Here is a 20,539-nt window from a genome sequence, read left to right as displayed (position 1 = left end):
AGCACGTGAAGGACCCGGTGCAGGCGCTGCGGGAGATGCGACGGGTGACGAAGCCCGGGGGCATCGTCGCGGCAAGGGACAGCGACTACGCGGCCGACGTCAACCTCGTCGTCAACCGTGGTGACATCCACGCGATCTGCGGTGAGAACGGCGCCGGCAAGAGCACCCTGATGAAGGTGCTCAGCGGGGTCTACCCCCACGGCACCTACAGCGGCGACATCGTCTTCGAGGGCGAGACCGCGAAGTTCGCCAACATCCGGCAGAGCGAAGCCGCCGGCATCGTGATCATCCACCAGGAGCTCGCCCTCATCCCCGAGCTCTCGATCGCGGAGAACATCTTCCTCGGCAACGAGACCGCCAAGCGCGGCATCATCGACTGGGGCCGCGCCAACCGCGAGGCGATCGACCTGCTCGCGCGGGTCGGCCTGCGCGAGAACCCGCTGACGCCGGTGAAGAACCTCGGCATCGGCAAGCAGCAGCTGGTCGAGATCGCCAAGGCGCTCTCGAAGGAGGTCAAGCTGCTCATCCTCGACGAGCCGACCGCCGCCCTCAACGACGACGACTCCCAGCACCTCCTCGCGCTCCTGACGGGGCTGAAGGAGAAAGGGATCACCTCGATCATGATCAGCCACAAGCTGAACGAGATCGAGCAGATCGCCGACGAGATCACGATCATCCGTGACGGTCAGAGCATCGAGACCCTGTCCGTCGCCGACGGTGGCGTGGACGAGGACCGGATCATCCGCGGGATGGTCGGCCGCGACCTCGAGAACCGATTCCCCGACCACACCCCCTCCATCGGGGACGTCCTCTTCGAGGTGCGCGACTGGACCGTCATGCACCCGCAGGACAGTCACCGTGAGGTCATCCGCCAGGCCAACCTGTCCGTGCGGGCCGGCGAGATCGTCGGCATCGCGGGGATGATGGGCGCGGGACGTACGGAGCTGGCGCGGTCGATCTTCGGGCGCTCCTACGGCTCCCGGACCTCCGGCTCGCTGGTGCTGGACGGCGAGGAGCTGCAGCTCAACACGGTCACCCAGGCGATCGATGCCGGCATCGCGTACGTCAGTGAGGACCGCAAGGGCCTGGGGCTCAACCTGATCGACGACATCAAGACCTCGGTCACCGCGGCGGCGTTGAAGAAGCTGCGCTCCGGGCTCGTCGTCGACGAGCACAAGGAGGTCGTGGTCGCCGAGGGCTACCGCAAGAACCTCAACATCAAGGCGCCTTCGATCACCGCCGGGGTCGGGAAGCTCTCCGGCGGCAACCAGCAGAAGGTGGTGCTGTCCAAGTGGATGTACACCGACCCCAAGCTGTTGATCCTCGACGAGCCGACCCGAGGCATCGACGTCGGCGCCAAGTACGAGATCTACGGGATCATCCAGGAGCTCGCCCGCAGCGGTCGCGGCGTACTGGTGATCTCCTCCGAGCTGCCCGAGCTGCTCGGCCTGTGTGATCGCATCTACACGCTCGCCGAGGGCGTGATCACCCATGAGTTCGACCGCTCAGAGGCCACCCAGGAGTCCCTGATGCGCTACATGACCGCGGACGCGAGGAAGTAACCCCCGATGAATGCCCTGCTCAACACGCTGCGCGGGAACGTCCGCCAGTACGGGATGATCATCGCTCTGGCGGCGATCGTCATCCTCTTCCAGATCTCGACCGAGGGCGTGCTGCTCAAGCCGCTCAACGTCTCCAACCTGGTGGTCCAGAACGCCCAGATCCTGATCCTGGCCATCGGCATGGTGATCGTGATCGTGGCGCGTCACATCGACCTCTCGGTCGGCTCCGTTGCCGCCTTCGTCGGCGCCGCCGCGGCGATCATGATGACCCAGTACGACTTCCCGTGGTGGGTCGCCGTCTTCCTCGGCCTGCTGATCGGCACCGCCATCGGCGCCTGGCACGGCTTCTGGGTGGCGTACGTCGGGATCCCGGCGTTCATCGTCACGCTGGCCTCGATGCTGCTCTTCCGCGGTCTGACCCTGGTCGTGCTCAAGGGTGCGACCGTCGGTGGTCTGCCCGAGGAGTTCAAGGCCATCGGCAACGGCTTCCTGCCCGAGATCGGGCCGGACACCGGGTTCCACAACCTGACGCTTCTCATCGCGGTGGCCGCCGTCGGTGTGCTGATCTTCCTCGAGGTGCGTCGCCGCAACGCTCAGATGGCGTACAACTTCGATGTCCTGCCCTTCCCGCTCTTCGTGGTGAAGCTGGCGCTGCTGACGATCGTGATCATGTACTTCGCCTACCTGCTCGCCGACGCGCGCGGGCTGCCGATCGTCGGCCTGATCCTGGCCGGGCTGATCGTGGTCTACACGTTCATCATGAACAAGACCGTCTTCGGCCGGCACGTCTACGCGATCGGCGGCAACGTCGACGCCGCGACGATGTCCGGCGTCAACACCAAGCGTGTCGACTTCCTGGTCATGGTGAACATGGGGCTGCTCTCGGGTCTCGCGGGCCTGGTCACGACCGCCCGCCTGACCGCGGCCAACCCCAAGGCCGGCGTCAACTTCGAGCTCGACGCGATCGCCGCCGCCTTCATCGGTGGCGCGGCCGTCACCGGTGGTGTCGGCACCGTCGTCGGCGCGATCATCGGTGGTCTCGTCATGGGTGTCCTCAACAACGGCATGTCGCTGCTTGGTGTCTCCATCGACTGGCAGCAGGCCATCAAGGGCCTCGTGCTCCTGCTCGCCGTCGCCTTCGACGTGTGGAACAAGCGCCGTACCGCCGGGTCCGGTGGTGCCGGTGCCGAGGCAGCCGAGCCCAGTGCTCCGCCGCCCGACAAGCTGGCCGAGGAGATCGAGGCCATGGAGGCCGAGCTGAGCGTCGACTCCAACGATCCTCCGAAGACCTGATCCATCCCCCACACCCCCACCCCTCGACCCCTGCCTCCCCCCGGGCAGGGGTCGATGGGTTTTCGGGGCTGGCGTGGGGTCGTGTAACACGCTGTTCGTAGCACTATCCGGTCGTTCTAATGGGGCGAGTAGTCCTACGAACGACGTGTTACATCCCCGCGGCACCTGCGACGAGCCGTCGGTGTTGAATAGCGGGGTGGCAAACTCCGCTCAGTGGCTCCAGGGAGCCCGTCCTCGCACCCTCCCCGCGGCCCTCGCGCCGGTCATCGCCGGCACCGGGGTGGCTGCGTACGCCGGTGGGTTGGTCTGGTGGAAGGCGCTGCTCGCCCTCGTGGTGGCGCTGGCGCTGCAGGTCGCGGTCAACTACGCCAACGACTACTCCGACGGGATCCGGGGGACCGACGACGACCGCGTGGGGCCGCTGCGGCTGACCGGCTCCGGCCTCGCGACGCCGTCCGCGGTCAAGCGCGCCGCGTTCATCGCCTTCGGGATCGCCGCGGTCGCCGGCCTGGTGCTGGCGCTGACCTCGGCCTGGTGGCTGATCCTCGTGGGCCTGGTCTGCATGATCGCGGCCTGGTACTACACCGGCGGCTCCCGCCCCTACGGCTACGCCGGCCTCGGCGAGGTCATGGTCTTCGTCTTCTTCGGACTCGTCGCGGTCATCGGCACGACGTTCGTCCAGACGCAGTCCTGGGAGTGGGGGGCGTTGTGGGCCGGTGTCGGGATCGGCGCAATCACGTCCGCTCTCCTCGTCGCCAACAACCTCCGCGACATCCCCGGCGACACCGAGTCGGGGAAGATCACCCTCGCCGTACGCCTCGGCGACGCGCGCACTCGCTGGCTCTACGTCGCCCTCGTGGCCGTCGCCGCCGTCTCCGTCGTGCTCGTGGCTCTGACGACGTCCTGGTGGGCGCTGCTCGGCCTCGGGTTCATCGCCGTCGCCGCGCAGGGCGTACGCACCGTCCTCGACCGCGCCAACCTCGGCCCGCGCCTGATCCCCGTCCTCCAGCAGACCGGGCTGGCCACGCTGGTGTGGGGCCTGCTCGTCGGCGTACCTCTGCTGTTCGTCTGAGGCCCTCCCGAGAAGGCGCTACGCCGGCTCGGGGACGGGCTGGGTACGCCGGGCCAGGTAGCGCTCGGCGGCGCGGGCGGAGGGGTGGACGCCGATCGCGGCGATGACGATGATCCCGGCGATGATGGCCCAGCCGAGGTGGCCGAGCTCCATGGCGAGGAAGGTGTACGCCGCAGGGGCCCAGACGGTGCCGAGGGTGTAGCCGACCTGGGCGGCGCCCTGGTAGTCGCCACGGTGCTCCGGGTCGGACAGATCGGCGACCAGGCCCCACTCGCCGGCGGACTGGAAGAGCTCGGCGCCGGTGACGGTCACATGGCCGACCCAGACGAGGGCGATCGTGATCAGGCCGACGGTGTCATGGGTGACCGCGATGATGGCGCAGGAGGCCAGGAAGCAGAGCGCGCCGCGGCGCTGGGCCTTGAGGGACGTCGTCACGTCGGTGACGCCACGGGCAGCGATGACCTGCAGCCCGACGGCCATGACGGTGTTGGTGCCGAACAGCCACGCCAGCAGCACCCGCGGAGCGTCGGTCTCCTGGACCAGCCACAGCGGGATGACGACGTTGAGCAGGACCTGATGGGTGCCGAGCACGCCGTCGAAGAACGTGGTGGCGAGGAACGCGCGGTTGCGCAGGGCGCCGAGGCGGTCGCGTACGTCTGGCTTCAGGTCGCCGGGCGAGGCAGCGGTGGCGAGGCGGGGGAGGCGCGAGATCCAGTAGGCGTTGACCAGCAGCACCACGGCGGTCAGCACCGGGACGGCCTTGATCAGGGTGTTTGAGTCGGCGGCCAGGGCGAGACCGCTGGCCAGGGCGCCGAGCGTGTAGCCGACGTTGCGGGCGGCACGCATGTAGGCGAACGAGCGCACTCGGGTCGCCGCGGGGAAGACCGAGATCCGGTAGGCGTCGCGACCCGACTTCTGCCAGGAGGAGGCAAGCGCGAGGAGCACCTCGACGGCGACGTACGCGGCGAAGTTGCCGACCAGCACCCAGGCACCGAAGAGCAGCGCCTGGAGAACGGCACCGGCTATCCAGCTGAACCGGGTGCCGAGACGGTCCGCAAGTCGGCCCAGGGGGACGGCGAACAAGAAGGTTGCAGCGCCCGCGATCGTGAGACCGAGGCCGACCTGTGCGGCGGAGAGGCCGACGATCTGAGTGAAGAAGACCGCCGAGCCGGTGAGAAAGGTGCCTTCGGCGAAGGCCGACAACACCGACTGGTACGACATCGCCCGGATGAGCGGGTCGTCTGAGAGGACCTTGTCCCTCAACCGGATGAAGTGAGGGGACAAGACGACTCCAAACTATCTTGACATCGAGACAAGCGCAGTCTTGTCATCGCGGTGTCCGACGTCAAACAGTTATCTGTGCTGATCGGTCCCCAAACCGGGCAGCGAGAAAAAAAGGAGCCCTTCGCGCCGACGCCCGTGCGTCGGCGTAGGTAGCGGCCGAGGTCAGCGGGTGGAGCCCTCGATCGTGCCGATCACGCCGCCGAAGACGTCGGTGGTGACGCCCCAGATGCCGCCGGCGATTGCGGAGATCGTGCTGGTCAGCCCTTGCGGATCGGTGAACAGCCAGAACCCGACGAACAGGGCGCCGATGACGATGAAGATCTTCTTCTTGTCCATGTGAGCTCGTCCTCCCGAGAAATCCGATTGAATGTGGAGTGAATTCGCGAATCCGGACGCAAGCGCGCGAAACTCGCGAGGTTGCTCCGGGATATAGATTCCCCGAAGTTAGCCTCCCCTCGCAAGACTACGGCGAAGGAGACCGCTGAGCGGGACAGTGTCGCGCCCAGCGGTCCGGTGTGCGGCATGGCGCCCGGGTGACGCGGTCCGCCGAGCGCTGGTACGCGCGCGGTGTGCACGTGTCGTCAGGTGGAACGAGGTGCGCTACGGCGGTCTGGCGACTACGCTCGTCTCACATGGCGGTGGCGTTTGTCCAGAATGCCGATGCCCGGGAGTTTGCGTCAGCCCGCGGGAGGGGCAAGGCGCCTCCACCCACCGGTGCCGCATGGGGCTGCGCCGGGCGGGACAACCGAATACTTCCGGACGGATCCGGCAACCACACCTCACCTCGGGAAAGGGAGCAGAACAATGGCACCGCACCAGTTGATTCAAAGTACGACGCAAGCCGCCGAGTATGGCACCGGCGGCCTGGCCGAATGGATCACCGACAACATCATCACGCTGGTCGTCCTGATCTTGGGCGTCACGGTCCTGTGGGCTGCCCGCAGCGGCAACATCTCGAAGGCCGTCACGATCGTCGGTGGCCTGATCATCGGTCTCGGCGTCCTCGGCCTGGCCGTGGGCAACAACGCCACGGACCTCGGTCAGTGGATGGCTGGTCTCTTCAAGGGGTGAACCCGGTCCCGTTAGCTAACCCAGGGAGGGATCTCGGGGATGAGGCTGCCTGACGACGACGAGCTGTACGAGGTCGACCAGACCTATCTCGGCCCCCCTCGTCGCTACATCGGGGAGATGCGTTATCGCACCATCTTCCTCTTTCTGGTGATCGCACCATTGACGCTTGTGCTGCTGCGCAAGCTCGGCATGCCGGTCACGCTGCTCAGCATGGGGCTGTGGCTGATCGGCGCCTCCTACCTCTCGATGAAGGCCTCCGACTACATCAGCTCGGAGAGCTCGGCCGGCGCCTGGCTGATGACCTTCTGGCACGAGCTGACCACGCCACGCGTGGAGACCAGCGCCCAGTACGCAGGCGGCGCGGCTGTCGCCTTCCGGCACGCCACGAGCCCCCGCGGCGGCTGGGCGAAGGCCATGCGACGACCCGGCCGTCGGTTCGCTCAGCAGCCGGGTGCCACCCCCTCGCCGAGGGTGCTGCAGGCGACGGTCGTCACCTCGACGCCGAGCGCCACGACCCAGCCGGTGCGAGGCAAGGCTGCCCCCGTACGGCCCGTGATCGAGGCGAAGGTCGTCGAGGAGCCGCTCCCGGCCCACCTCTCGGTCCAGCCCGAGGCCCAGCCGGCGCGACAGCAGCACGCCACCGGCGTACGTCCGGCGAAGGGTGGCTGGTCGAGCCGGCCGTCCTCCTCGCCGCGTGAGCCCCGCGACGTTCCGTGGAAGGGCGGTGCGCCGTGGCAGGCCCGGCAGGAGCCGGAGCGGCCCACTCCGCCTGCGCCACCGGCTCCGGCTCCGGCTCCCGCTGCCGAGACTGCCGCCTCCGCCGCACCGCCGCCTCCGCCCCCAGCCCAGCCCACAGCGCAGTCGGCACCGCCCACTACGCCACCCCCACCACCTCCTCCGCCACCGCCTGCGACGGCCCCAGCGGCCCAGCAGCCTGCCCCGAAGACCGAACCGAAGACCGAACCGAAGCCTGCGCCGGAGCCCGCACCCAAGGCCGCCCGGCTGCCGCTCTCGCATGCGGTCAGGCCGGCAGTGGTGATCGCACCGGAGCCGAAGTTCGACGACGTCGATGAATGGGACGACGCCGACCAATGGGACGACTTCGACGATGCGCCCTCAGGACGTACGCGTCCCAGAGACAATCAGGACGAGCGGGCGGTGCCTGACGGGCGCCCGCAGAGTGTGGACGATTACCGCAAGCGCCTCGACGGCGACGATGCACCCAACGACGGAGGAACCGCATGAGGCGGCCGCGAACGGAGCGGGCCTACGGGCCTGGCTTCGAGAAGCCCAAGCCGGGACGCAAGAGCGTCTTCGGTCGGGGCGGCGACGACTCGAAGGGCGTCCGTGAGCCCAGAGGCGACAATTGGGCGCTGGAGGAGGTGCGCGGTCACCTGACCTTCACCAGCGACCGCATCATCGCCTGGTACCTCGCCGAGCCGCAGACCTGGTCGTTCCGCGCCCACTCCGACCTCGAGGCGCTGATCACCGACCAGGCGAGCCAGCTGGCCGACCTGGTCGGCAACACGGTCCACGGCCGGGTCACCACCCGCCCCTATCCGGTACGTCACTGGGCGCACGCCGCGTTCGCCAACGCTCCCGACCCGCAGCCCGGGTTCGAGGAGATGATGGCGCGCAACCAGGCCCACATGGCCGCCCACAGCCAGGCCGACAAGCTCGTCTACTACGGCGTCGACCTCGGCCGGCGTGATGCCACGGTGCGGACGCTGGCGAAGTTCTCCGCGAGCGCGGCCGAGCGCGAGATGGCTGCGATCAGCGAGCGCCTCGACACCGTCAACCGGGTGATGTCGCGCCCGGGCTTCTCCGCGCGCCCGGCGGTCGGTCACGACATGGAGTGGATGATCGCCCGTTCGCTCTCCCTGGGCGCCAAGATCCCCGTGCCAGAGCCGGGCGAGGCCCAGCAGAACTTCCTCGACACCGACGACATGGCCGAGTGGTTCGAGTCGGTCGCCTGGTCGGCCGAGCCGCTGGCACCGACCGTGCAGGTCACCAGCAGCATCGGCGGCCGCCAGGAGACCAGCCACGTATGCGTGCTGACGGTCTCCAGGATCGGCGACATCGAGGTCCCGGAGACCCACGCGCCGTGGATGGCGAAGACCGATGCGCTCGGCTTCCCGGTGGAGTGGTCGTTCCGGGTCGAGCCGCGCTCGCCGGAGGACGTCTCCCGCGAGATGGCGTCCCTGACCCGCCGCATCGACGGCCAGGTCAGCCACTGGTCCGAGGACCACGGCAAGCGGCCTCCCAAGCAGCTCTCCCGTCAGGCCGGCCGGGCCGCCGACGTCGAGGACGAGATGCGCTCGGAGTTCACCGGCCTGTCCACCCGGACCAGAGGCTGGTACCGGATCGCGGTGACCGGCCGCAGCGAGGCGGAGGCGCTCGACAAGGCGCAGAAGGTCGTCGACCTCTACCGGCCGCAGATCAAGATCACCCGCCAGCTGGGGCAGTATCACCTGGCCCGCGAGTTCGTCCCCGGCGAGCCGTTGGCCAGCACAGCCCACGCCCGGAAGTTTCCGGTCCTCAAGGTCGCCGCCGGACTGCCGGCGGTCACCGCCGAGGTCGGCGACAAGCGCGGCTTCTACCTCGGCGAGACCTCCGCGATGGCGTCCCGGGCCGTGCTGATGGACCCGTGGTACCTCACCGAGGTCATGGAGCAGGCCGGCCTGATCCCGCTCGTCGGCACGCCCGGTTCCGGAAAGTCGACCCTGATGGGCGTCGTCATCTACATGTCGATCCTGTCCGGCATCCACGGCGTCGCCATGGACCCGGCCGGACGACTGCAGCGGCTGATGACGCTGCCCGAGATCGGCGGCGGCACCTTCAACGGCCAGCAGGTGCCGGCCCGCGCCCGCAGCGTGGATGTCCTGGGCGGCCGCCCGGGAAGCCTGTCGCCGTACGCCGTCGTCCCCGACCCCAACCCGGAGCTGATCCGGGCCGAGGCGATGTCGGACCACGAGTTCGCCGAGCGGCTCCACCGGGAGCGGTCGGCCGCCGTGCAGCAGCGCCGCGACCTGACCGTCTCGGTGCTCCGTGCCTGCCTCCCGGTCGGACTGGCCAACAACGAGGAGGTGCTCAAGCGCATCCGCGCCCGCGTGATGGAGGCGCAGGCCGACCGCGGCGCCGATACCTCGACGATCGTGAAGATGCTCTTCGAGGGCGACGGCGGCGATCACGAGATCGGCCGCGAGCTCGCGGCCGCCCGTGAGCGTGAGCTCGGCCGGCTCTTCTTCGGCAACGACTTCCTCCAGTCCGACGAGGAGCTGAAGGGCACGCCGTTCACCTTCTACAACCTAAAGGGGCTCACCACCCCGCCCGAGCACGTGCCGCGCGAGGAGTGGAGCGCCGAGGAGCAGATGGCGCGCCCGATCATGACCCTGGCCGCCTGGTCCGCGCTGCACCTGATCTACCGCAGCGACCCCAACGATCGAAAGCTGTTCGCGCTCGACGAGGCCCACGAGATCACCCAGGCCTCCGGCGGCACGGGTCGCGCCCTCGTCCACAAGCTCTCCAGCGACTCCCGCAAGAACAACTGTGCCGCGCTGGTCTCGACCCAGAACGCCTCCGCGATCCTGGGCTCCGACATCAACAACTTCGTCGGGGCGGCCTTCGTGGGACGTACGCAGGACGAGAGCGCCCAGCGCGACGCGCTCAAGCTGCTCGGCAAGCCCGAGGGACTCGGCTACGAGTCGATCCTGGCGCGGCTCTCGCCGCGCACCAGGCGCGGCGACGAGCAGCTCGGCTACCGCGAGTTCATCTACCGCGACGGCCTCGGTGGCGACACCGGTCACGGCGGCATGGAGATCATCAAGGTCACCCTCAACCACCACCCGGGTCTGCAGGAGGCGCTCAACACCACCGCCGACCCCACCCGCCGCGTCAGCCGAGCCATCGGCGGCGACCCGACCGACCTTCCCAAGACCGAGCTTTCCGGGGATGGGATCGGCTGATGCAGCCGCGCCCCGCTCACCACAGGACACCCCTGCGCCGTAGGGCGGCTGCCCTCGTCGTACTCGTGGTTGCTCTTCTGTCGGTAGCCGGACCGGCGGCTGCGGGGCCGAAGGGGATCGACATCCCGATCCCGTTCGATCCGACGGGTGGGCTCTCGGGTGTGAGCGATGCGTGCAACAACCTGGATGCGCCGATGCCGGCTTCTCCCTACGGGGATGGGTCCTTCATCGTGCGGATGACGGCGTTGGGGGCGGCGTCGAAGGCGGGCACGCAGCTGAACGACCCGGAGGAGATCAACGACGAGCTGGATCCGTTCCGCAACAAGGACGAGGTCTCGCTGGAGTCGGCCTACGGCACCACGCCGCAGTGGTGGACCTATGACAACGGGTGCACGGGCCAGTTCGTCGCGGGCGCGGGGACCTCGATCGGCAACATCATGTTGGAGATCTCCGGGATCCTGCCGAACTGGTCGCATGCGTTGCTGAACGCGGTGATCGGGGAGAACTCCTTCCTCAAGGCGCTGGACGACCCGATCGTGGCGGCCTCGGAGGCGGTCACCGATGGGGTGTGGGCGCCGTGGGTGAGCGTGGTGTTGTTGCTGGTCGCGGCGACGGTGATGATCCGGGCGCGTGATGGCCGGTTCGCGCGGGCGGTCACGGCGGCGGGTTGGGCGCTGGGTGTGTTGGTGGTGACCTCGTGGCTGATCCAGTACCCGGTGGAGTCGACCAAGCTGGTCGATGACGGCGTCCGGTCGGCGACCGGGATGATCGCGACCGGGTTCAACGACGGCCGGACGGTCCCGGGGGTCAACGACGACAAGTTCGGTGAGACCGACGCGGTCAAGGCCGTGGATGGCCAGATGGACGAGGTGGTGCGGTCGACGCAGTACCGCACCTGGCTGGCCGGCGCCTTCGGCGACCCGGACTCGGCCACCGCGAAGACGTACGGGCCGCGGGTGTTCCGGTCCACGCACTTCTCCTGGCAGGAGTACGACACCTACCGCAAGGACCCCAACGGCGAGGGCAAGAAGGTCCTGGAGGCCAAGCAGGACGCGTTCAAGGAGCATGCAGAGGCGGTCAAGAAGTCCGATCCGGTCGCCTATGAGTACTTCAAGGGTGAGCACTGGTCCCAGCGTGCGACCACGGCGTTGGTGAACCTGGCCGTGGTCGTGGTGGTGTGTGGGTTCTTGCTGGTGGCCGGGCTGGCGATCCTGTTGTCGTTCGCGTTGATCCGGTTGATCGTGCCGTTCGCGCCGGCTGCGGGGGTGTTGTTCATGCTGGACCACACCCGGGACGCGGCCGTGGCAATGCTGAAGCGGGTGGTGGGGCCGCTGGTGATGGGCCCGATCTACTTCCTGGTCGCGTTGTTGCTGCTGCGGCTCGACTCGGCGATCTTGACCTCGACGATGTGGTTCGTGCTGAAGCTGGGGCTGATCGCGGTGCTGACCGTGCTGGCCTGGCGCCTCACTCGACCCGCCGCCTACGGGATCCCGCTACCGGGCATGGGCCGGCTCACCTCGATGCTCTCCTCGTACGTCGGCACCCGGGCGGGCGCCGAGGCCGGGGTCAGCGACGCGAACGCCGACCGGTCGGCCGTCCCGGGCGGTGGCCCGGCAGGCACCGGATCGGTCTCGAGCCCCGGCGGCGTCTACATGCCCGGCCACGAGCTGACCGGCAGCCGACCGACGCTGGTCGCCGAGCAGGTGCCCAACCAGGCTCCGGTGACGGCCGCCGGAGCGCTGGGTGCCGGGGCGAGCGCGAGCAGCACACCGACGTACGCCCTGGGCTCCTCGATGAGCGGCGAGGAAGGCGAGCGGGTGGCCGGCCAATGGTTCGACTCGCGCTCCGTCGAGCGCGACGAGCCGCCCACCCGCGACGAGGCCCGCCCAGGGTTCGCCGCCGGGCAGGTCTACAACAACGACCGACCCGAGGCGCCGAGCCCGGTCGACTACACCGCGGGTGCCTACGCCGACCGCGAGCCGGAGCCGCCGCGACAGTCGCCGGTGGCGGAGGCCAACGTGGACTACGACGCCGACGGCAACGCGGTCTTCGTCATCTACTCACCGAACGGGAACCGCTCGGTACCCGTCGACAACGGTCCGAGCTGGTCTGAAGGAGGAGCCCGGTAGTGCGGTCGACAACGACGCGTGGTGTGCTGTGGGAGGTCATCGCGCCGGTGCTGAGGTGGCCCATGAGGTCGCCGTTCCGGTTCTTCTCGGTGGTTGTCGGCATCGTCTTCGTCATCTGGCTCATCGCCCAGTGGAGCGACGCTCCCGACGCCGAGCCGGCCGCGCAGCCCGAGCGGGGCTCCGCGTCGGCGCAGCAGAGCGCGTCGGCGAGCGGCTCGCCGGCACCCGTCCCGGACCCGACACCCTTGGCGACCAAGTTCGTCACCGCTTGGGCCCGCCCCGACCTGACCACCGACGAATGGTGGGCCGGGATCAACGCCGCCCGCCCGGACGAGTCGCTGGCCCAGGCCCTGGGCTCCACCGACCCGGCGACCGTGCCGGCGACCAAGGTGGTCGGCCCGGCGAAGGTACTCGAGCAGACCGACGGTGAGGCACGCGTCGAGGTCACCACCGACGGTCCCAAGGTCATCGTCTACCTGACGCTGGTCGACAACGTCTGGTACGTCGCGAACATCCTCCCCGGAGGCTGACATGTGGATCTTCAAGGCGCGTCTGATCTGGGGGATCGTGGCCGGGGCCGCCACGCTCGTCCTGGTGGTCACGGGTGCCTTGGTGATCCTCATCGGTGGCCTGGCGAGCACCGAGCAGAGCAACCAGGACCAGGCCGAGTCGGGCTGTGTCGGCGGGACCAACGCGATCCAGGCCGGCAACCTCGGGCCGGACGGTGAGGTCCCCGAAGGCAGCATCGCCGGGTTCACCACCGAGCAGATCCAGAACGCCCGGACCATCGTGGCGGTCGGCAAGCAGTCCGGCGTGCCCGCCTACGGATGGGTGATCGCGCTCGCGACCGCGATGCAGGAGAGCACCCTGCGCAACCTCAACTACGGCGACCGCGACTCGCAGGGTCTCTTCCAGCAGCGCCCGGTCTCCGGCTGGGGTTCGGTGGCCGACATCACGAACCCGGTCAAGTCGGCCCAGGCGTTCTACGGCGTGGCCACCCACACCGGCAACACCGGCCTCCTGGACATCCCAGGATGGCGCAAGATGCAGGTCACCGCGGCAGCGCAGGCGGTGCAGCGCTCGGCCTTCCCGCTGGCGTACGCCCAGCACGAGGACGAGGCGCGAGCCCTCGTCGCCGCGCTCGCCGACGGGGTCTCGGCCGCGGACCTGGCGGCCACCGCGACCGACGTGGCCTGCACGATCGGCATGGCCGGGATCAGCACCAGCGTCGTACGTCCCATCCAGGCCGGTCTCGCGGTCGACAACGACAACTACGGCAACTCCGGCTCCAACTGGGCCAACATGCACACTGGCAACGACTACTCCTCGCCGTGCGGCACGCCCGTGCAGGCGGCCCACGGCGGCACCATCGTGCTCGAGTCGGGCGGCAGCTGGGGCTGGGCAGGACGCTGGCTGGTGAAGGTGCAGACGGCGCCCGGCAACCTGACCACGTGGTACGGCCACATGCAGTCGCTCTCCGTGGCCGCGGGGCAGACGGTGAAGGCCGGGCAGGTCATCGGGCAGGTCGGCAGCGAGGGCAACTCGACCGGCTGCCACCTCCACTTCGAGGTGCACCCGCACGGCGGCGGCTACCTGCAGGATCAGGTGGACCCGGCGGCCTGGCTGGACAAGAACATCGGCAAGACGCTCGAGACGACCAAGCAGGTCGGCGGGCTGCCTGGTGCGGGCCAGGTCGGTGCCTCCCCGGCCGCCGTCTCCGGCCCGCAGGTGCGCCTGGCGCAGGCCAACATCAAGGTCTCCATGTCCAGCTCGAGATACCGCTCCGACCTGGCCAAGGTGATGAAGCACGGACCCGACTTCGTCTCCCTGAACGAGGCCCAGTCACGGTCGGTCTCCGACCTCTCGGTACGCGGCTACGGCACCTACCGCGCCTCGTCGGACGAGTACGGCACCCGCAGCCAGGCCCTCAGCCCGGTCGTCATGTGGCGTACCGACCGCTGGGTGGCGGTCGACAAGGGCACCGTCCAGCTCACCAAGCCGGTCACCGGCGTCAAGAACGACAACAGGTACGCCACCTGGGTGGTCCTCGCCAGCAGCGACGGCTCCGGGCGCATCTCGGTGATCTCGACCCACACGATGACCTCGCCCGCCAACAGCCCGCAGGCGCGTAAGAACGAGGCCCAGCGCGGCTTCGCGAAGCTCGCCGGGCTGGCGCAGGGACTGCAGAAGTACGGCCCGGTCCTCGTCGCCGGCGACCTCAACTCGCCCTACCCGCGCAACGGCGGCGACGGGGATCCGTGGGGCCCGAAGCCGTTGATGACCAAGGCCGGGATGACCTCCTCCTTCGAGACCCTCGGCGCGCCCCCGCAGGGCTGGGCCACCCACGACGGCGGCGGCACCATCGACTGGCTCCTCGGTTCGAGCTCCACCGCCACCCCCACCCGCCATGCCACCTTCAAGCTGGACTCCGACCACCACGGCCTGGTGGGCGACTTCAACATCCGCGGTCAGTAGCGCCTGCGCCACGTGTAACACGTCGTTCGTAGGACTACTCGCCCTATTGGAACGACCGGGTAGTCCTACGAACAGCGTGTTACACCGAGCGATGCTCACCAGCCCACCGAGAAGCCACCTATCCCAGGCGATAGCGTTGGCTCCATGAACGACGCGGTGGAACGGGCTGAGAGCGCCGTCGCCGCGATGGCCGAGTGGCTCGCCGGAGGCGGGCCGGAGCACTGGGTCGTGGAGACCTCGGGGTCGACGGGCAAGCCCAAGCGGGTGATGCTCTCGCGGGAGGCCGTGAAGGCGTCGGCAGCGGCGTCGGCGCGACGCGTCGGTGCGAGCGGGCAGTGGCTGCTGACGCTGCCGGAGTCGTACGTCGCCGGGGCGAACGTGATCGCCCGCTCGCTGCTGGCAGGCCATGAGCCGGTGATCGCCGCCGCCCACGGCTCCTTCGCCGACGCCGCGGCGGCGATGGCGGACGGGCCTCGGTTCGTGTCGATGGTGCCGACCCAGCTGCATCGGATCATCGAGTCGGGCGGTGACGACCTCGCCGCGCTGGCCGGGTTCCACACGCTGCTGCTCGGCGGCGGCCCGATCGATCCGTCGCTGCGTGCCCGCGCCGAGAACGCCGGGGTCGACGTCGTCGCCACCTATGGCTCGGCCGAGACCTGTGGCGGGTGCGTCTACGACGCGATGCCGCTGGACGGGGTCGGGATCGCGATCGGTACCGACGGCCGGGTCCGGATCAGCGGCCCGACGCTCTTCGACGGCTATCAGGACGACCCCGAGCAGACCGCGAACTCCCTGGTCGACGGCTGGTTCCTCACCTCCGACGCCGGCACCCTGGACGAGGACGGCCGGCTCCGGATCCTCGGTCGGGTCGACGACATGGTGATCACCGGCGGCGTGAAGGTCCCGGCGGCGCTCGTCGCCAGGAGGCTCCGCGAACACCCGGCCGTCGAGGCCGCGGAGGCCCTCGGCACCCCCGACGAGGAGTGGGGCCAGCGGCTGGTCGCCTTCGTCGTCGGCGACATCGACGCAGGCGCCGTCCGCGACTGGGTCGCGGCTGAGCATCCCCGCTCCTGGGCGCCACGACAGCTCGTCGCGCTCGACGAGATCCCGCTTCTCGGCAACGGCAAGCCCGACCGGCAGGCCCTGCTCGCGCTGGCCACGACCGACGAGGACGCACGATGACCGACCAGCCACACGTCTTCGCCCTTCCGATGACCACCCGCTTCCGGGGGATCACCGAGCGCGAGGGCCTCGTCTTCGAGGGCACCGGAGGGTGGGGCGAGTGGTCGCCGTTCCTCGACTACGACACCCCCGAGATCGAGCCCTGGCTGCGCTGCGCCGAGGAGGCGGCCGCGGGGGACTGGCCGACGCCTCTGCGCGACACGGTGCCCGTCAACGCCACCGTGCCGGCGGTAGGTCCGGAGCGCGCCCACGAGATCGTCGCCCGCTCCGGCTGTGCGACCGCCAAGGTCAAGGTCGCCGACCCGGGCCAGAGCCTGGCCGACGACATCGCGCGCGTCGAGGCGGTCCGGGATGCCCTCGGCCCTGACGGCAAGGTGCGGATCGACGTAAACGGTCTCTGGACCGTCGACGAGGCGCTCGCCGCGATCGGGGTGCTCGACAGGGCCGCAGGCGGGCTCGAGTACGTCGAGCAGCCCTGCCCCACGGTCGAGGAGCTCGCCGACGTACGCCGCAAGGTGGAGGTCCCGATCGCCGCGGACGAGTCGATCCGGCGGGCCGCGGACCCCTATCGCGTACGCGACCTCGAGGCTGCCGACGTGGCGGTGCTGAAGGTGCAGCCGCTGGGCGGCGTACGCGCCTGCCTGCGGATCGCCGAGGACATCGGGCTGCCGTGCGTCGTCTCCTCGGCCCTGGAGACCTCGGTCGGGATGGCCGCCGGGATCGCGCTCGCGGCGGCGCTTCCCGAGCTGCCCTACGCCTGTGGGCTCGGCACGGTCTCGATGTTCACCGAGGACATCGCCGAGTCGCCGCTCCTCCCGGACAGCGGCGTCCTCCCGGTGCTCCCGACTTCACCGGCGCCGGCGCGCCTGCTTGCCGAGCCGGCGCTCAGCGCCTCCCCGGGACGTACGGAATTCTGGCGCCGACGCTTGGCCGATGTCCTCGCCTACCGGGAGACCCTCCGATGAAGAGAGCACGCATGGCCACCGCAACTGAGCTCGCCCGGGCGGTCGTCACCGCGCTCCTCGAGGCGCGGGTCACCGACATCGTCATCGCGCCCGGATCGCGCAACGCACCGCTTTCGTTCGCCGTCCTCGACGCGTCGCGAGCAGGGCTGGTACGTCTGCACACCCGGATCGACGAGCGTTCCGCCGGCTTCTTCGCACTCGGCCTGACCAAGGTCGGCTCGCGCGCGGCGGTGATGTGCACCTCCGGCACCGCGGTCGCCAACCTGCACCCGTCGGTGCTCGAGGCCGCTCACGCCGGAGTGCCGCTGGCCGTCGTCACGGCCGACCGGCCGGCGCGGCTCCGCGAGACCGGCGCCAACCAGGTCACCGACCAGGTCGGCATCTTCGGTCGGCTGGTGGAGACCCTCGACCTGGCCGAGGCGCCCGGCGAGAACGACATCGCTGCGCTCGACTCCGCACGCGGCCCCGTCCACTGGAACCTCCAGCTCGACGACCCGCTGACCCCGCCCGACCGGTGGCAGCCGGAGAGCATCGAGGCCCGTCCGGCGCCGGTACGTCCGGAGCTGATGATCCACGAGTCGATCCCGACCGGCCCCGGCACGCCGCGCACGGTCGTCGTCGCCGGTGACGACGCCGGCCCGCCCTCTCGGATCCTTGCCCAGGACGGGGGCTGGCCACTGCTCGCCGAGCCCTCCTCGGGTGCGCGCACCGGGGACAACGCGCTGCGCTCCTACCGGCTGCTGCTCGAGTCACCGCTCGCCGACCGGATCGAACGGGTCGTCGTCTACGGCCACCCGACCCTCTCCCGGCCGGTCACCAACCTGCTCGCCCGCGCCGACATCGAGGTCATCGCGGCCCCGGTCGAGGGTGTCTGGTCCGCGCGCCCGTTCCGGGTCGACCGCACGATCCGCACCCGGCTCCACGTCGAGGGCGAGCCCGATCCGGGGTGGCTGGAGGAGTGGCGTTCAGCGGATCGCGAGGTCAGCCGCCAGCTGGATCGGCTGCTCCACGAGCAGCAGGAGATGACGGCGTACGACGTCGCCGGCTGTGTCGCCCGCGCCCTGCCCGACGGTGGGCTGCTGATGCTCGGCCCCTCCAATCCCGTACGCGACCTGGACCTGATGATGCGGCCCAACCGCGTCGGCGGGCGACGGAAGGTGCTGGCCAACCGTGGCCTGGCCGGCATCGACGGCATCGTCTCCACCGCGATCGGTGCCGCCGCCGGCCGCGAGTCCTCGACGCGCGCGCTCGCGCTCATGGGCGACGTGACCTTCCTGCACGACGCCGGCGGCCTCCTGCTCGGTCCCGAGGAGGTCCGCCCGGACCTCACCATCGTCGTCGCCAACGACGACGGCGGCTCGATCTTCGCTTCCCTCGAGCAGGGCGCCGACGACTACGCCGACAGCTTCGAGCGCCTCTTCGGCACCCCGCACGGGACCTCCCTCGAAGCGCTCTGCGCCGCCCACCGCATCCCGCACCTCGCCGTCACCTCTGTGCCCGAGCTCGAGGCCGCCCTCGCCTCTCCGAACGGTGGCATCGAGGTGGTCGAGGCAGTGGTCTCCCGAGACGGCCGCCGGGAGCTCGACCTGGCCATCCGCGCGCTCGCCCGCTCCTGAGCCGCCGCCCGGCCGGCCATGGCACAGTGTGCCCGTGACCGAACAGCCACAGTGGCCGGGCGTGGTGCCCTACGTCGAGTACTACACCGGCGCGAAGCGCATCCTCGTGCTTCACCTGACCAGCGGAAACAAGATGCTGGCGAACAACCCCGGCAAGTTGCCGCCGATCGCGAGCATCGACGGCCGGCAGTACGTCGTCTACTGGGGCACCGTGTCCTTCGAGATCCCCGCCGAGCGGGCCTGCCACGTCAGCGTCCACGTCGAGGGCAACTACATCCAGCAGGCCGCCACCGTCCTGCTGGCGCCTGGCGCGGAGCAGGTGCAGCTGACGTACGCCACCCACTACACCTCGGGCGTCGGGACGCTGGCGCTGTCCTGACTCAGGCCCGCCAGTAGGGGTCTCGGCCGATGAAGCCGAGGAGCTGCTCCTGAGGGGTGGCGCCCGCCGGGACCTCGACCCTGGGGCCGAACTGGCCGGAGGCACGCATCGCGTCCTCCATGGTCGCCGCGGCGGTGAGCATCGCCGCGGCCCGCTCGGCGCCGAGGTCGAAGTCGCGCCCCAGGGCGCGGGACAGATCCCAGGAGTGCATCCAGATGTCGGGCGTGTAGATCTCCGAGAGCGTCACGTCGAGCGGCTTGTCGCCCATGTGCGGGTTGGAGATCATCCGGCCGGCGGGGTCGTCGATGAGCCCTTGGATGTCGGCGGTGTGGGTCTTCCAGGCGGCGACCGGGTCCGCGGCGATGTCGAGGGGCGCCAGATCCAGACCGGCCGACCCGCGGAGGAAGTCGCGGGGCCACTCGACCAGGTGGGTGACGACGTCGAGCGCGGTCCAGGCCGCCACCGGACTGGGGCGAGCCCAGTCCTCGGCGGCGGCGGAGCCGACGATCTCGGCGAACCGGGCGGCGTCGTACGCGTGCTGCTCTCTCATGCTCAGACCGGTGTTCACGAGAGCTCCGCGAGGAGCTCGTCGAGCTGCTCGTAGCCCTCGAGGACGCCCTTCTCCATGCCGCTGGCCATGATCGCGGCCTGGGTCTCGAAGGACTCGACGACGCTGAGACCGGTCAGCCGGGTGCGTCCGCCGGGGAGCGGCTCGAGGGTGAGGAACTCCAGCGAGGCCCCGTCGGGTGCGCCGCGCCAGGTGAAGGTCTGCACGATGCGCTCGTTCTCGCGCACCTCGTGGAAGCTGCCGAAGAACTGGGTGAACTCGTCACCGTCGCGCTCGGCGGAGTAGGCCCAGGAGCCGCCGGTGCGGAAGTCCCACTCGGTGATGTTCATGTCGATGTCGCGCGGGCCGAGCCACTTGGCGTACAGCTCCTTCTCGGCGTGGGCGCGGAAGACGAGCTCCGGGGGAGCGTCGAACTCGCGGACGATGGTGATCGTCGGGGTCTCCTTGGAGGCCTCGATCGTGGTCTCGGGCTTCGTGGTGGTCATGATGCGTCCTCTGCTCGTGATGATTGTTGCGATGGCGTGCTTTCCTGCATCTCGGCGAGGAGTGCGTCCAAGCGCTGGTAGCGCTCCTCGGCCTGCTGCTGATATCTCTCGATCCACTTGGTCATGAGGTCGAACACCTCCGCTTCGAGACGTACGGGCGCGCGGCGCGACTCCCGGCTCACCAAGCCGGCGTCCTCGAGCACCTTGAGGTGCTTGGAGACCGCCTGAAGGCTGACGTCGTAAGGCGCCGCCAGCTCGCCGACCGTCGCATCGGCCGACGAGAGCCGGGCGACCAGGTCGCGCCGGGTCGGGTCCGCCAGGGCCGCAAAGACTCGGGAGAGTCTGTCCTCGCTCATCTCGTACTCCTCAACCAATCGGTTGACTACGAGGCTAGGCTCCGCCTGCAACATTGTCAACCGTATGGTTGAGTAACTTGCTTACCAGAAAACATTCCCCGGGGGACATCGGTTGCGGCACCATGTTTCCCAGTGCA

At 69.6% G+C, this 20,539-nt stretch carries 18 protein-coding genes; 13 read left to right on the top strand and 5 right to left on the bottom strand.

Translation table 11 applies throughout. The annotated features are described in order from the left end of the window. The first annotated feature begins 5 nt into the window (after positions 1-5). The 3 genes from mmsA to ABZY89_RS25345 all read left to right on the top strand — a co-directional run bounded on the left by mmsA (position 6) and on the right by ABZY89_RS25345 (position 3,927). Entirely contained in the window at positions 6-1,562 is a 1,557-nt protein-coding gene (gene mmsA / locus ABZY89_RS25355; protein ID WP_355231684.1) for a multiple monosaccharide ABC transporter ATP-binding protein, read from the top strand. A 6-nt stretch (positions 1,563-1,568) separates the two neighbouring features. Further along, positions 1,569-2,855, top strand: a complete 1,287-nt coding sequence (gene mmsB, locus ABZY89_RS25350) for a multiple monosaccharide ABC transporter permease (protein ID WP_355231679.1) — start codon at positions 1,569-1,571, stop codon at positions 2,853-2,855. 196 nt (positions 2,856-3,051) lie between these two features. Then, positions 3,052-3,927, top strand: coding sequence for a 1,4-dihydroxy-2-naphthoate polyprenyltransferase (locus tag ABZY89_RS25345; protein WP_355231677.1), 876 nt, complete (start codon positions 3,052-3,054; stop codon positions 3,925-3,927). 18 nt (positions 3,928-3,945) lie between these two features. On the opposite strand, the gene ABZY89_RS25340 is transcribed toward ABZY89_RS25345, so the two are convergent. Further along, positions 3,946-5,211 carry an MFS transporter gene (locus ABZY89_RS25340; RefSeq protein WP_355231675.1) on the bottom strand — a complete coding sequence of 422 codons (1,266 nt, stop codon included), beginning with the start codon at positions 5,209-5,211 and terminating at the stop codon, positions 3,946-3,948. A gap of 162 nt (positions 5,212-5,373) precedes the next feature. Further along, positions 5,374-5,547: a hypothetical protein gene (locus ABZY89_RS25335; protein ID WP_160025706.1), complete on the bottom strand. Its 174-nt coding sequence runs from the start codon at positions 5,545-5,547 to the stop codon at positions 5,374-5,376. Between the two features lie 468 nt (positions 5,548-6,015). On the opposite strand from ABZY89_RS25335, the gene ABZY89_RS25330 reads away from it, so the two are divergent. The 10 genes from ABZY89_RS25330 to ABZY89_RS25285 all read left to right on the top strand — a co-directional run bounded on the left by ABZY89_RS25330 (position 6,016) and on the right by ABZY89_RS25285 (position 18,993). Beyond that, positions 6,016-6,282: a hypothetical protein gene (locus tag ABZY89_RS25330; protein ID WP_091043078.1), complete on the top strand. Its 267-nt coding sequence runs from the start codon at positions 6,016-6,018 to the stop codon at positions 6,280-6,282. 39 nt (positions 6,283-6,321) lie between these two features. Next, the gene (locus tag ABZY89_RS25325) at positions 6,322-7,527 is read left to right on the top strand and encodes a hypothetical protein (RefSeq protein ID WP_355231673.1); all 1,206 of its coding nucleotides are present in this window, start codon (positions 6,322-6,324) and stop codon (positions 7,525-7,527) included. After that, positions 7,524-10,247 carry an ATP-binding protein gene (locus ABZY89_RS25320; RefSeq protein WP_355231671.1) on the top strand — a complete coding sequence of 908 codons (2,724 nt, stop codon included), beginning with the start codon at positions 7,524-7,526 and terminating at the stop codon, positions 10,245-10,247. The genes ABZY89_RS25325 and ABZY89_RS25320 overlap by 4 nt, the downstream gene beginning before the upstream one ends. 65 nt (positions 10,248-10,312) lie before the next feature. Then, entirely contained in the window at positions 10,313-12,376 is a 2,064-nt protein-coding gene (locus tag ABZY89_RS25315; RefSeq protein ID WP_355231669.1) for a hypothetical protein, read from the top strand. Continuing rightward, on the top strand, positions 12,376-12,906 hold the full coding sequence (locus tag ABZY89_RS25310) for a hypothetical protein (protein ID WP_355231667.1): 531 nt from the start codon (positions 12,376-12,378) through the stop codon (positions 12,904-12,906). Before ABZY89_RS25315 ends, ABZY89_RS25310 begins: the two co-directional genes overlap by 1 nt. A gap of 1 nt (position 12,907) precedes the next feature. Then, a complete protein-coding gene (locus ABZY89_RS25305) occupies positions 12,908-14,851 on the top strand; it encodes a peptidoglycan DD-metalloendopeptidase family protein (RefSeq protein ID WP_355231666.1) in 1,944 nt (647 codons plus the stop codon). Between the two features lie 144 nt (positions 14,852-14,995). Beyond that, a complete protein-coding gene (locus tag ABZY89_RS25300; protein ID WP_355231664.1) occupies positions 14,996-16,033 on the top strand; it encodes an AMP-binding protein in 1,038 nt (345 codons plus the stop codon). Further along, positions 16,030-16,998 (top strand): o-succinylbenzoate synthase, encoded by a 969-nt coding sequence (locus tag ABZY89_RS25295; protein ID WP_355231662.1) that lies wholly within the window; start codon positions 16,030-16,032, stop codon positions 16,996-16,998. The genes ABZY89_RS25300 and ABZY89_RS25295 overlap by 4 nt, the downstream gene beginning before the upstream one ends. 11 nt (positions 16,999-17,009) lie before the next feature. Further along, on the top strand, positions 17,010-18,614 hold the full coding sequence (menD, locus tag ABZY89_RS25290) for a 2-succinyl-5-enolpyruvyl-6-hydroxy-3-cyclohexene-1-carboxylic-acid synthase (RefSeq protein ID WP_355231660.1): 1,605 nt from the start codon (positions 17,010-17,012) through the stop codon (positions 18,612-18,614). 34 nt (positions 18,615-18,648) lie between these two features. After that, positions 18,649-18,993 (top strand): hypothetical protein, encoded by a 345-nt coding sequence (locus tag ABZY89_RS25285; RefSeq protein ID WP_355231658.1) that lies wholly within the window; start codon positions 18,649-18,651, stop codon positions 18,991-18,993. 1 nt (position 18,994) lies between these two features. Here ABZY89_RS25285 and ABZY89_RS25280 read toward each other — a convergent pair whose 3' ends face one another. Genes ABZY89_RS25280 through ABZY89_RS25270 form a run of 3 tightly spaced genes read right to left on the bottom strand, consistent with a single transcriptional unit; the run spans position 18,995 to position 20,402 of the window. Continuing rightward, entirely contained in the window at positions 18,995-19,543 is a 549-nt protein-coding gene (locus tag ABZY89_RS25280) for a maleylpyruvate isomerase family mycothiol-dependent enzyme (protein ID WP_355231656.1), read from the bottom strand. A 14-nt stretch (positions 19,544-19,557) separates the two neighbouring features. Beyond that, positions 19,558-20,046: an SRPBCC family protein gene (locus tag ABZY89_RS25275; protein WP_355231655.1), complete on the bottom strand. Its 489-nt coding sequence runs from the start codon at positions 20,044-20,046 to the stop codon at positions 19,558-19,560. Further along, on the bottom strand, positions 20,043-20,402 hold the full coding sequence (locus ABZY89_RS25270; protein WP_355231653.1) for a metalloregulator ArsR/SmtB family transcription factor: 360 nt from the start codon (positions 20,400-20,402) through the stop codon (positions 20,043-20,045). Before ABZY89_RS25270 ends, ABZY89_RS25275 begins: the two co-directional genes overlap by 4 nt. Between the last annotated feature and the right edge of the window lie 137 nt (positions 20,403-20,539).

The organism is Nocardioides sp. NPDC006303 (assembly GCF_040613175.1).
Taxonomy (GTDB): domain Bacteria; phylum Actinomycetota; class Actinomycetes; order Propionibacteriales; family Nocardioidaceae; genus Nocardioides.
The sequence above is the reverse complement of the archived record's forward strand: the minus strand, read 5'-3'. Positions and strand labels throughout refer to the sequence as shown.